A 12,386-nucleotide genomic window follows, 5' to 3' on the forward strand; every position below is an offset into this window, starting at 1 on the left:
ATGTCAGAAATTCAAAAGAAGCCCGCGCGAGGGATTGGGATGGCCTCGCGCGGGAAAAGCGGTCGCGTCCACACGGTGGGGTGGGGTCGGGCGCGGTGGCTCCTATTGAGGAAGCTCGATTTCGGCTTCCGACGGGATGCGGAAGTAGGTCTCGGTCCAGTCGGTGAGCTTGCGCTCGAGTTCGCGGGTGATGGCGCCATCAAGCATGCGCCACGTCCAGTTACCGCCCAGGGTGGCGGGGGTGTTAATGCGCGCCTCGTTGCCCAGATTGAGCAGGTCCTGCATGGTGTAGATACAGGTGTCACTCACGCTGGCGGCGATGGTGCGGTTGAGCGCGTCGGCCATGGACTCGCCTGCCTGCTGGTGGGTGTACAGGGCCGCCTGCTCGCGCTGACGCGGGGTGGCCGTTCCCTCATACCAGCCGCGTGCCGTTTCGTTGTCATGCGTTCCGACGTAGGCGACGGTGTTGGCAATGTAGTTGTGGGGCAGATAGTAGGAGTTGCTGCCTTCAAAAGCGAACTGCAGAATCTTCATGCCAGGGAAGCCCGTGGTGTCGCGCATGTCGATGACGCCGGGGGTAAGAAAGCCCAGGTCTTCGGCAATGATGGGAAGCGTGCCGAGCTTTTCCTCGAGCACCTTGAAGAGCTTGAGGCCGGGTCCCTGCGTCCATGAACCATATGACGAATCGGGAGAGGAGAACGGCACCTCCCAAAAGGCTTCAAAGCCGCGGAAGTGGTCCAGACGGATGATGTCGTACATGTCGAGGGCGGCTCGGACGCGGTCCTCCCACCAGGAGAAGCCGTCTGCTTCCATGGCATCCCAGTCATAGATGGGGTTGCCCCAGTACTGGCCGGTGGCCGAGAACTGATCAGGCGGCGTTCCCGCGACGCTGACGGGATTGCCGGCGGCGTCGATCTTAAAGAGCTCGGGCGTGGCCCACATCTCGACGGAGTCGCGCGAGACGTAGATGGGCAGGTCGCCGATGATCAGGATGTCGTGCTCGTTGGCATAGGCCTTGAGGCGGCTCCACTGGCGATCGAAGAAATACTGCGTCATCTGGTGGTAGAGCATGCGCTCGGGATGGGTGGCGCAGACCTTGGCGGATGCCTCGCCGCGGCGGCGGAGCTCCTCGGGCCACTCCCAAAAGGCTTTGAGTCCGCACTCCTCCTTCACGGTCATAAACTCGCAGTAGGGAATGAGCCAGTCCTCGTTTGCCTGGATAAAGTCGTCGAAATCGGCCGGCTTGTCGGCAGCAAAGCGCTCAGCGGCTCGATCGAGAATCTGACGGCGGCCAACAAAGATGGCACCGTAGTCGACGTTGCTGGGGTCGGAACCAAGGAAGACGCCGTCGATGTCACGCTGCTCCAGATAGCCGGCTTCGATAAGCTCGGCAAAGTCGATCAAGTTGGGGTTGCCTGCGCGGGCCGAGAACGACTGATAGGGCGAATCGCCATAGCTGGTCGTCGTAAGGGGCAGGATTTGCCAGTAATGTTGTTTGCACGAGGCGAGAAAATCGACGAAGTCGTAGGCATTCCAGCCAAAGCCGCCGATTCCGTATGGTCCGGGCAGAGATGAGACGGGCATGAGGACGCCGCTTGCACGCTCCATGAATGCGCTCACCAACCTTCTTGTTGTGGGGTCGGCCTGCCGATGGGTGTGCAGTCCGCCTCCGATGTTCTGATTCGATACACCTATTGTATACATGTTGTTTAAACATGTATAGGCAAGATAAAAAGTTGGTCGATTTTCGGCGAATGGTTACATGCCATGAAAAAGCCCCGGTCTCACATCGTGAGATCGGGGCAAGAACGGTGTGTAGGTTTTTGCTACTCGGCGTCGGCGAAGCCGTTGGGGTTGTGGCTCTGCCAGTTCCAGCTATCGCGGCACATGTCCGCGATGTCGTACTGTGCCTTCCAACCCATCATGCGCTCGGCCTTGGAGGCATCGCACCAGTTGGCGGCGATGTCGCCGGCGCGGCGCTCGCGAATCACGTAGGGCAGCTCTTTGCCACAGGCCTTGGAGAAGGCTGCGACAACCTCGAGCACCGAGGTGCCGGTGCCGGTGCCCAGGTTAAAGATCTCAACGCCGGTCTTGCCGTTCATCCAGTTGAGGGCGGCCACATGGCCCGATGCCAGGTCACACACGTGGATGTAGTCGCGCACACCGGTGCCGTCGGGGGTGGGGTAGTCGTTGCCAAAGACCTGAACGGCCTCGAGCTTGCCCACGGCAACCTGCGCGACATAAGGCACCAGGTTGTTGGGGATGCCCTTGGGGTCCTCGCCGATCAGGCCCGACGGATGTGCGCCGATGGGGTTGAAGTAGCGGAGCAGCACAACGTTCCACTCGGGGTCGGCGGTGTGAACGTCCATAAGGATCTGCTCAATCATCCACTTGGTCCAGCCATAGGGGTTGGTCGCGGGCTTCTTGGGGTCTTCCTCGGTGACGGGCGGGTTATCCGGATCGCCGTAGACGGTCGAGGAGCTCGAGAAGATGATGGACTTGCAGCCATGGTTGCGCATAACGTCGACGAGCACCAGGGTGTTCTCGATGTTGTTGTGATAGTATTCGACGGGCTTGCTCACCGACTCGCCGACGGCCTTAAAGCCGGCGAAGTGGATGACGCGGTCGATCCGATGGGTATCGAAGATCTTGTTCATGGCATCGCGGTCGAGCACGTTGGCCTCGTAGAAGGTGAGGTTCTTGGCGGCCTTGTCGCCCACGATGGTCTTGACACGGTCGACGGCGACGGCGCTGGAGTTGGAGAGGTCGTCGACGATGACGACCTGGTAGCCACCCTCGAGCAGCTGAACGACGGTGTGCGAGCCGATAAAGCCGGCGCCACCGGTTACGAGGACGCAGGTGTCTTTGGGGTCGAGTGCTTTGGACATGTAGTCTCCTATCGAATCAGGAACACTTCCTGAGGGAGTATAGCGCAGGCAGGGGCACCCAAAACGTGCGGGGAAGGAAAAGCAGACGAACATGCTAACGTACTCATGGAAATGTTTGGCGTGGGCATAACCTTGACTTTGACGTTTGCATACGAGCCGCCGACCATGGGGTTTCCTGCCGTTCGTGGAAATCGTTGGGACGCGGCGGATGTACGCTAATATGTATGAGTTGAGCGACATATAAATAAACATGTAACGGAGTAGATATGTCACCAAACAGCGATTCCATCCTTTCCCAGGAGCTTTCGCGTCGCACTGCCCTCAAGGCCTTGTTCGGCGCCGCTTCTGCAGCCGTTCTTTTTGGTCTGCCCGCTCGCGCCCATGCTGCGGAGGCCACCAAGGAAACCACCGACAAGCTCAATGCGGCCCAGGCTCAGCTTGACGAGGTCCAGGCCCAGCTCGACAGCATCGCAAATGAATACGCGGCGCTGGCCAACAAGAACGCCCAGACCCTCAACGATATCGAGAGCGTACAGGGCCAGATTGACAGCACGCAGGCGCAGATTGACGAAAAGAAGGCCGAGCTCAAAAAGAAGCGCGGCGATCTTTCCGATCGCGTTTCCGCCAACTATAAGTCGGGCGGCACCAACATCCTGTCGCTGCTGCTCGCCTCGGGCTCGTTTGAGGAGCTCGTCGCCAATGCGCACTATGTTGAGAAGATCAACAAGAGCGACCGCGACGCCATCGAGGATATCCAGACCATCCAGAAAGAGCTCGATACGCAGAAGTCCGAGCTCGAGTCGCAAAAAGCCGACTTGGAGAAGCTTAAGGACCAGCAGACTGCCCAGATGCAGGACATGCAGGCCAAGCAGCAGGAGGTCCAGACGGTTCTGAACGGCCTCTCCGACGATGTCAAGGAGCTCATGGCCCAGCGCGATTCCGAGATTCTCGCTGCCGCCCAGGCTGAGGAGGCTGCCAAGAAGGCTGCCGCTGCTGCGGCTGCCGCAAACAAGAACAATTCCTACTCGGGTAGTTCAAACTCGGGTGGCGGATCGTATGCGCCCGGAAATCCGCAACAGAATGCCGGATCGGGCAAGCAGCAGGCTGTCGTCAACGCATGCTACTCCACGCCTTCGCCTGGCCTGAACTGGTGCGCCGCCTGGGTCACCAACGTCTTCCGCAACGCCGGCGTGGGCTACTTTGGCGGCAACGCGTGCGACATGTTTAACGCCTGGTGCTACAGCTCCGATCGTTCGGCGCTGCAGGTGGGCATGATCGTGGCCGACTCGTCGCACAGTGGCACCGGTATGCCGGGTCTGCTGTACGGACACGTGGGCATCTATGTTGGCGGCGGCATCGTTATGAGTAACGAGGGCGCCATCACGTCGAGGTCGCTTGACTCGTTCATTAGCTTTTACGGCACTGGCTCTGGTGTGCGCTGGGGCTGGCTTGGCGGTATTGCGCTGTCGTAGCTGCGGCTTGGTCCGGGACTGCGGGCGAGGCATAAGGTTGCCTGCTCTACAGTCCTGCGCAAGACGAAGGCCACATTAAGTGGCCTTCTTTGCGTGCGGAACTCGCGACCAACCTTATGCCTCGCCCGCAGTCCCGGACCTTCCGGGTTCAAGGCGCGACACACCGGACTGGTTGTCTGAATTAAAGAAAGTGAAGGCCCCTTTCGGGGCCTTCTTTTTATAAAAATTCGCCTACTCGGTGGACTTCGGGTTCTAGGTCTACGCCGAATTGGTCTTTGACGGTTGCTTGGATGTGGCGGATGAGTTCGTCGACGTCGGCGGCGGTGGCGTGGTCGGCGTTGACGATGAAGCCGCAGTGCTTTTCGCTCACCTGGGCGCCGCCGACAGCGTGGCCGCGCAGCCCGGCGTCCATGATGAGCTTGCCGGCAAAGTGGCCCTCGGGGCGCTTGAAAGTGGAGCCGGCGCTCGGCATGTCGAGCGGCTGCTTGTCCTCGCGGCGTTGGCGGTAGTCGTCCATGTCGGCCTTGATCATCGCGGCGTTGCCCGGGGCGAGATTGAAGGTGGCCGAAAGCACGATGAAGCCGTCGTCGGCGATGCGGCTCTTGCGATAGCCCAGATTGAGCTCGTTGACATCGAACTCGATGATGCTGCCGCTACCGCGGGTGCCGTCGTCGAGCATGTGGGCGGGCTTGTAGACGCGTACAGACTCCAGCACGTCGGCCATGCAGGCACCGTAGGCGCCGGCGTTCATGTAGCAGGCGCCGCCGACCGATCCGGGGATGCCCGAGATGGGCTCCATGCCGGTGAGACCGGCCTCGGCTGCCGCGGCCGCAACATCCGAAAGCAGTGCACCGGCTGCTGCCGTAACGTGCGTGCCGTCGACGGTAATGTCGGAGAGGCCCTCGCCTAGCGCTACGACGACGCCGCGTATGCCCTTGTCGCCGACGAGTAGGTCGGAGCCGTTGCCCACGATGGTGAGTGGCAGATCGCAGCGATAACAGGTATCAAGCGTGGCGACGAGGCTCTGCTCGGTGTCGGGCGTGACAAAGACGTCGGCCGGGCCGCCAATCTTAAACGTGGTGTGCTCGCGCATGGGCTCGCTCATCAACACGTTGTCCTCGCCGGCAACGCCAGCGAGCGCGCACAGCAGGTCCTCGTTAAAAAAGTCGTTCTCGTGCATCCGAATATCCGCCTTTTGGTGGTCGTTGTCATCAATCGATTGCAATATACCCCACCTGGACGTATTTGGTGCGCTGGCGGCGATAAAACAGCCGTCTACCGGATTGGTAAAGTGTTTATCATCGAGGTAGAGGGGCAGTCGCTATACTTTCAAGAGATTGCGCGTAAACCCGGAAGGAGCGAGATGGCCAACAAAGTCACCCTCAAGCAGATCGCCCAGGAGGTGGGGCTTTCCCCCTCGTCGGTCTCGCTTGTTCTCAACAATCGGCCTTGTCGCATCTCGGAAGAAAACCGCAAGCTCATCAAGGAGGTCGCGGCGCGCAACCACTATGTTCCCAACCAGATTGCGCGCAGCCTGGTCATGCGCGAGTCACGCACCCTGGGTCTTATCGTTCCCAACATCGAGAGCCGATTTTTTGCCTCACTTGCCGGTAGCTTGGAAAAGCGCTGCCGCGAGGACGGCTATGCGCTCTTTATTACCAGCTCGGGCGGAAGCGCCGACGACGACCTGGAACTGCTGCGCCAGCTGGTGACGCGCGGCGTCGATGGTGTCTTCCTGGTGGTAGGCGACGAGTTCTCGGACGACCGTGCCCTGCGCGAAGAGGTCAGCCATCTACCCATCCCTGCCGTGATGGTCGACCGCGCCATTGAGGGGCTCGAGTGCGACAAGGTGATGTTCGACCACGAGATGGGTGGCTATATGGCTACCCGCTATCTGATCGAGCAGGGCCACCGTCGTATTGCCTGCTTGGTTAATGCGCGTCGTTCCAATACGGGTCGCAAGCGACTTGCCGGCTATGAGCGCGCGCTGCGCGAGGTTGGCCTGCCTATCGACGCGCGTTTGGAGTTTGAGAGCGAGTACTACATTCCGAGCGCCTACGAGGCCTCGGAGGCGGTGCTCGCAACCGATGCCACTGCCGTATTCGCGAGCTCGGACAACATTGCCCTCGGTTTGCTCAAGCGTTTGCACGAGATGGGGAAGAGCATCCCGGGCGATATTTCGGTGGTGAGCTATGACAACTCGGCGGCCGACGTTCTCTTTGAGCCGGCGCTGACCGCCATTGAGCAGGATCCTGGTGTCCTCGCGGAACATGCTTTTGGCTGCATGTCCAAGCGTCTTGCCGGTAGGGGCGGTAGGCGTGCCGAAGAGGTCGTCCTGGAGCCGGCGCTTATCGTTAAGGGCAGCGTGCTCGAGCTTACTAAACACAACTAAACACGTTTATCAATTTGCAGAGACCGAATGTGGAGCACCTGTGGCAGACAATGCCGCAGGTGAATGTCGCGTTTTGTTGATCGATGTGATTGATAAGGGTGATAAAACGTTTTTTCACCATGATAAAACGTTTTAGCAAATATACTAGTCCCAACGAATGGTTGCCGTATTGGAGGGCGACCGCACAGCGGAGGGACATAAACAATGGCTAAAACACTGGGGACGCCGTGGAAAAAGCTGGGCCACGAGGTGCCGGCTTCCGAGCTCGAGGGCGTCGACCTGTATTGGCGTGCATCGAATTATCTGTCCGTCGGTCAGATCTACCTTCGCTCTAACCCGCTCATGCGCCCCGACTTTGTCGATGAGAAAACCGGCGAGGTGCGCGACTTTGGTCGCCCGGACGTTAAGCACCGCCTGGTCGGTCACTGGGGCACCACGCCCGGCATCAACTTTCTGTTCGGTCATGTCAACCGCCTCATCGCCGATCACAACCAGAACGCGATCTTCTTGATGGGCCCGGGTCACGGTGGCCCCGCTGGCACCGCCCAGTCGTTGCTCGATGGTACCTACCGCGAGATTCGCCCCGACATTACCAATGACGAGGCCGGCCTGCAGAAGTTCTTCCGCCAGTTTTCCTACCCCGGCGGTATTCCGAGCCATTTTGCGCCCGAGACGCCTGGCTCCATCCACGAGGGCGGCGAGCTCGGCTACACGCTCAGCCACGCCTACGGTGCCGTCATGGATAACCCGAGCCTGCTGGCCGTGGCTGTGGTGGGCGACGGCGAGTCCGAGACCGGTCCGCTCGCGACCTCTTGGCAGTCTAATAAGCTCGTGAACCCGGCAACCGATGGTATCGTCCTGCCGATCCTGCACCTCAACGGCTACAAGATCGCCAACCCCACCATTCTTGCCCGCGTGTCCGACGAGGAGCTCACCAAGTTCTTTGAGGGCATGGGCTATAAGCCGCATTTCTTTGTCGCCGGCTTTGACGACGAGAGCCATGCGAGCATTCATGCGCGTTTCGCCGCCCTGTTCGAGCAGGTCTTCGATGAGATCTGCGACATCAAGGCCACCGCTATGGCTCAGGCCACTGCGGGCGAGACCGTGGTCCGTCCGGCCTATCCCATGATCGTGTTCCGTACGCCCAAGGGTTGGACCTGCCCCAAGCAGATTGATGGCAAGAAGACCGAGGACTCCTGGCGCGCCCATCAGGTGCCGCTCGCGAGCGCCAAAGATACCCACGAGCACTTCCGCGTGCTGCGCGAGTGGCTGCGCTCCTACAAGCCCGAGGAGCTCTTTACGCCCGAGGGCCAGGTGCGCCCCGAGGTGACGGCCTTTATGCCGACCGGCGAGCTGCGTATCGGCGCCAATCCCAACGCGAACGGCGGCAAGGTACGCCGCGAGCTCGAGCTTCCCGATATTCACGCTCACGAGATCCCCATCGCAAGTAAGGGCCACGGCTGGGGCTCCACCGAGGCCGCCCGCGTCTTTGGTGAGTACACTGCCGATGTTCTGGCCAAGAACATGGATGATTTCCGCATCTTCGGTCCCGACGAGACCGCGTCCAACCGCCTGCAGGCTGCCTATAAGGTGACCAAGAAGCAGTGGGATGCCGGTTTCTACGAGGACGACGCCAACGACGAGCTGCTGGCCGGTTCCGGTAAGGTTGTCGAGCAGCTGTCCGAGCACCAGTGCGAGGGCTTCCTCGAGGCCTACGTGCTCACCGGCCGCTCCGGTGTGTGGAGCTCCTACGAGAGCTTTGTCCACGTGGTCGATTCCATGGTCAACCAGCACTGCAAATGGCTCGAAGCGACCAAGCGCGAGATTCCGTGGCGTGCTCCTATCAGCGGCCTCAATATTTTGCTGTCGAGCCATGTCTGGCGCCAGGACCACAACGGCTTTTCGCACCAGGACCCCGGCTTTATCGACCTGCTGCTCAACAAGGCCAACGACACGCATGTCGTGAATGCTTATTATCCGGCCGATGCCAATATGGCCCTTGCTGTGGCCGAGCGCGTCTACCAGTCCACCGACTGCGTCAATGCCATCTTCTGTGGCAAGCAGCCCGCCCCCACCTTCCAGACGGTCGACGAGGCCAAGTCTGAGCTCGCCGAGGGCGTAGCGACCTGGGAGTGGGCATCGACTGCCGACTCGCTCGCCGAGGCCGACGTCGTGGTCGCTACTTGCGGTGACGTGCCGACGCTCGAGGCACTGGCCGCAACCGATATGCTGCGCGGGCTGGGCATCAAGGTCTGGTTTGTCAACGTAGTCGATCTGCTCAAGATCCAGAACGTCTGCGAGAACGACCAAGCCATCAGCGATGAGCGCTGGGCTGAGCTGTTTGGCCGCGGCGAGAAGCCCGTGCTCTTCGCATTCCACGCCTATGCCGGCACGATTCGCCGCCTGATCTGGAACCGTCCCGGCCACGATGCCTTCCGCGTCCACGGCTACGAGGAGAAGGGCTCCACGACCACGCCGTTTGACATGCTGCGCCTGAACAACATGGACCGCTGGGCCCTGGCCGCCGACGTGCTGCGCATGGTTGACGCCGATAAGTTTGCCGAGCAGATTGATGAGTGGGAGGCCTTCCGCACCGAGGCCTTTGAGTTCGCGTGCGACGAGGGCTTCGATCACCCGGCCTTTACCGACTGGGTCTGGCCCGACGCCGCAGCCGCAACCGCTGCCGACGGCGTACTCTCCGCAACCCAAATGACCGCGGGCGACAACGAGTAACTTTGTTACGCGGTTTTACCAAACCGCGTAAAGGCTCGACGCTGCGCGGGTTCCAAGCACCCCATCTCGCCGTTCAAACCGTCGCTCGCGTACAGAAGTACGCGTCGCTCCTCTTTCACGGCGACCTGGGGCACTTGGAACCCGCTCGCTGACTTTTGCTCAACCAGCGGCGAGCGGCAGCTCGGGGGTGCTTGTGCTGGACGGTCTCGCGCTGGGGCCGCCTCCGGGCGGGTTCGCCAAGCGCGAGGAGCGTTTTGGTTTTTCGCAAGTAAGCGCGGACGAAATCATCGACCAGATTCCCGATCTGCTCAAACATGCAGAGCTCCTATATGTTTAGCCCCATTTTCCCATGTGCGGTAGAATGAAGTCTATGAGATCAGGAACGCCGTAAAGGGAGAGTTTTTGTGGATGCGCATCTGGATGGGGGCTCTTCCGCCCCGCTGTATCAACAGGTGCTCGATTTGCTTAAGAGCGATATCGAGCAGGGGACATATCCCGTTGATTCGCAGATCCCAACGGAACTTGAGCTTTCTAAGATGTACGGCGTGGGAAGGGTCACGGTTCGCCGCGCTATAGAGGGGCTTGTGGACGAGGGGTATCTCACCAAGCGGCAGGGGCGTGGTACGTTTGTGACCGCGACCAAGATAATTCGCAAGGTGCATCAGAAGGACGATGTTCAGAGTTTTACCCAAGCATGCGCTGAAAACGGCCAGAAGGCGGGCGCTCGCGTTGTCGCCCGCAGGGTCGTTGCCGCCGATCGCGACCTCGCTTCTTTCTTTGGCCTGGATGAAGGCTCTGACCTCATCTTGGTCTCACGCGTGCGTACCGCAGACGGCGTGCCGGTCCTGTTCGAGAACAACTACTATCCTGTCGAGGGATTCGAATTTCTCAAAGATATCAGTCTCTCCAATTGTTCGATATTCGAGACTGTGGGGGAGCGTACGGGCAGGTATCCCTGTTCGTCCGATCCCTGCAGGTTGGAGATTGCCCGTGCGGGAATCGATACCGCCCGCGAGCTCAAGGTCCCAGTAGGGGAGCCGCTCTTCTTCATGAACGTGGGCTTTCTCGATTCCAACGGAGAACCCTTCTGCTACGGCAGACAGTACTACGTGGGTTCACGCTACAGCTTCGATATCTAGCGAGTCCCGTGGAGGCTGCTCCCGCCTCTTGGAGCCTTGCATCCCTTTATGCATAACCGGAACGCGCGAGGCTTCTCGGGAGCATCCCTTATCGAGCCTCCCTGCCTTCTTGTGCCGCGCCGCCCTCACCATCGCTGCAACGGGTCCGTTTAGCGCGTAAAAGCAACCGTTTATAGAACAATCTAATATGTTTCTTGACCGGCACCTTCATGCAGGTTATACATAGGACAACCTAAGATGTTTGCTTATACATGAGGATTTATGGCAAGCATCGTTGTTCTGACAGGAGGTCAAGAATGTCGGATACCAAAAAGGAGAAGCCCAAGCGCAGATTCCGCCTCCAGCTTCCCCATGTGTACACCATCGCGTTCATGCTGATCGTATTCTTCGCGGTGCTCACATGGGTCGTTCCATCGGGTCAGTTCGACCGTCAGATCATTCAGACGGCTGCGGGCGAGCGAGAAGTCGCTGTAGCTGGAACGTACCAAGAGGTCGATAAGGTCTACACCGATCCGGAGACGGGGGAGACCGTCGATTTGCGACAGGGCATCGATGCCGTTCTGCAGGCTCCCACCCAGGGCATCCAGGCTGCGGCCGATGTCGTCGCGTTCGTCCTGCTGATCGGCGGATCGTTCGCCATCGTCACCAAGACCAACGCCCTAAACGCCGGTATGAGCCGCGTGATCAAGAAGTTGAAGAACAAGGACATCTTGATCATTCCCATCACCATGATCCTGCTCTCGATCTGCGGTTCCACGTTCGGCATGTCCGAGGAGGCGCTGCCGTTCTACGCGATCTTCATCCCCATCATGCTGGGCATCGGGTATGACTCCATGACCGCGTTCATCATCTGCTTCCTCGGTCCCAACCTTGGTTACTGCGCATCCACCATCGATCCCTTCAACGTGCTGATCGCCCAGGGTGTTATCGGCATCGAGGGAAATCCCCAGCTGTGGCTCCGCGCCATCCTGTGGGTCATTTTCACCGCCGCGGGCATTTTCTGGGCCATGCGCTACGCGCACCGCGTCAAGCTCAATCCTAAGTCTTCCATCACCTATGAGGATGATAAGCAGAAGCGCATCGAGTTCTCCGTCACCGACGCCTCTGTCGAAGAGGAGTTCACGCTTCGCCACAAGCTCGTCCTCATTGATTTCGCGGTCGGCATGGGCGTTATCGTGTGGGGCCTCGTTACCCAGGGCTGGTATATGAACGAGATCTCTATGGTGTTCCTGGCCATGGGCCTTCTCGCTGGCATTCTCGGCGGTTTGGACGAGAAGACCATTGCGGAGGAGTTCGTCCGCGGAATCGCTGACTTCGCCTACGCAGCCTGCATCATCGGTATCGCCCGCGGCATCCTGGTCGTCGCAGAGGGCGGAATGATCATCGACTCTATTCTTAACGGGCTTGCCGGACTCCTTGCGGGCGCTCCGTCCTTCATCTATACCACGTTCATGTACATCGTCCTTGGCCTGCTTTCGCTGCTCGTTCCTTCCAGCTCCGGCCTCGCTGCACTCACCATGCCCGTCATGGGCCCGCTGACCGAGCTTATGGGTCTCAATCCCGAGGCCGCCGTCACCGCTCTGCAGTTCGCGAACCAGACCATCAACACCATCAGCCCCGTTGCGGGCATGACCGTCGCGGGTCTCGCCGTAGCGAAGATTTCCTTTGGGCAATGGTGGAAGACCATCTGGAAGTTCTTTATCTTCATGGTTCTGTTCGGATTGGTCGCGACTACGATCTCCGGCCTGCTGCCGATGTAGGA

At 59.8% G+C, this 12,386-nt stretch carries 9 protein-coding genes; 6 read left to right on the forward strand and 3 right to left on the reverse strand.

Translation table 11 applies throughout. The annotated features are described in order from the left end of the window. Positions 1-102: 102 nt before the first annotated feature. Both malQ and galE read right to left on the reverse strand, forming a co-directional pair. Positions 103-1,620, reverse strand: coding sequence for a 4-alpha-glucanotransferase (gene malQ, locus ACTQX9_RS00115; protein ID WP_427728934.1), 1,518 nt, complete (start codon positions 1,618-1,620; stop codon positions 103-105). A gap of 206 nt (positions 1,621-1,826) precedes the next feature. Further along, positions 1,827-2,888, reverse strand: coding sequence for a UDP-glucose 4-epimerase GalE (gene galE, locus ACTQX9_RS00120; RefSeq protein ID WP_441540162.1), 1,062 nt, complete (start codon positions 2,886-2,888; stop codon positions 1,827-1,829). Between the two features lie 266 nt (positions 2,889-3,154). Here galE and ACTQX9_RS00125 point away from each other — a divergent pair, with 266 nt between their 5' ends. After that, positions 3,155-4,360 carry a PcsB-like coiled-coil domain-containing protein gene (locus ACTQX9_RS00125; RefSeq protein ID WP_441540163.1) on the forward strand — a complete coding sequence of 402 codons (1,206 nt, stop codon included), beginning with the start codon at positions 3,155-3,157 and terminating at the stop codon, positions 4,358-4,360. A gap of 217 nt (positions 4,361-4,577) precedes the next feature. Here the strand turns inward: ACTQX9_RS00125 and murB are convergent, their stop codons facing one another. Continuing rightward, positions 4,578-5,540 carry a UDP-N-acetylmuramate dehydrogenase gene (gene murB / locus ACTQX9_RS00130; RefSeq protein ID WP_441015927.1) on the reverse strand — a complete coding sequence of 321 codons (963 nt, stop codon included), beginning with the start codon at positions 5,538-5,540 and terminating at the stop codon, positions 4,578-4,580. 183 nt (positions 5,541-5,723) lie between these two features. Here murB and ACTQX9_RS00135 point away from each other — a divergent pair, with 183 nt between their 5' ends. The 5 genes from ACTQX9_RS00135 to ACTQX9_RS00155 all read left to right on the forward strand — a co-directional run bounded on the left by ACTQX9_RS00135 (position 5,724) and on the right by ACTQX9_RS00155 (position 12,384). After that, a complete protein-coding gene (locus ACTQX9_RS00135; protein WP_118388843.1) occupies positions 5,724-6,752 on the forward strand; it encodes a LacI family DNA-binding transcriptional regulator in 1,029 nt (342 codons plus the stop codon). A 204-nt stretch (positions 6,753-6,956) separates the two neighbouring features. After that, positions 6,957-9,485 carry a phosphoketolase family protein gene (locus tag ACTQX9_RS00140; protein WP_441540164.1) on the forward strand — a complete coding sequence of 843 codons (2,529 nt, stop codon included), beginning with the start codon at positions 6,957-6,959 and terminating at the stop codon, positions 9,483-9,485. Positions 9,486-9,678: 193 nt separating this feature from the next. Further along, positions 9,679-9,822 carry a hypothetical protein gene (locus tag ACTQX9_RS00145; RefSeq protein WP_441540165.1) on the forward strand — a complete coding sequence of 48 codons (144 nt, stop codon included), beginning with the start codon at positions 9,679-9,681 and terminating at the stop codon, positions 9,820-9,822. A 67-nt stretch (positions 9,823-9,889) separates the two neighbouring features. Next, complete coding sequence (locus ACTQX9_RS00150) at positions 9,890-10,624, forward strand: GntR family transcriptional regulator (RefSeq protein ID WP_441540166.1); 735 nt, start codon at positions 9,890-9,892, stop codon at positions 10,622-10,624. A gap of 296 nt (positions 10,625-10,920) precedes the next feature. Next, a complete protein-coding gene (locus ACTQX9_RS00155) occupies positions 10,921-12,384 on the forward strand; it encodes a YfcC family protein (RefSeq protein WP_441540167.1) in 1,464 nt (487 codons plus the stop codon). Positions 12,385-12,386 lie beyond the last annotated feature (2 nt).

Source organism: Collinsella sp. LCP19S3_F2 (assembly GCF_052121015.1).
Lineage (GTDB): Bacteria > Actinomycetota > Coriobacteriia > Coriobacteriales > Coriobacteriaceae > Collinsella.

Excerpts from the sequence above, each read along its gene's own strand:
- galE (WP_441540162.1), bottom strand. The coding sequence starts at position 2,888 with ATGTCCAAAGCACTCGACCCCAAAGACACCTGCGTCCTCGTAACCGGT.
- ACTQX9_RS00125 (WP_441540163.1), top strand. The coding sequence starts at position 3,155 with ATGTCACCAAACAGCGATTCCATCCTTTCCCAGGAGCTTTCGCGTCGC.
- murB (WP_441015927.1), bottom strand. The coding sequence starts at position 5,540 with ATGCACGAGAACGACTTTTTTAACGAGGACCTGCTGTGCGCGCTCGCT.
- ACTQX9_RS00135 (WP_118388843.1), top strand. The coding sequence starts at position 5,724 with ATGGCCAACAAAGTCACCCTCAAGCAGATCGCCCAGGAGGTGGGGCTT.
- ACTQX9_RS00140 (WP_441540164.1), top strand. The coding sequence starts at position 6,957 with ATGGCTAAAACACTGGGGACGCCGTGGAAAAAGCTGGGCCACGAGGTG.
- ACTQX9_RS00155 (WP_441540167.1), top strand. The coding sequence starts at position 10,921 with ATGTCGGATACCAAAAAGGAGAAGCCCAAGCGCAGATTCCGCCTCCAG.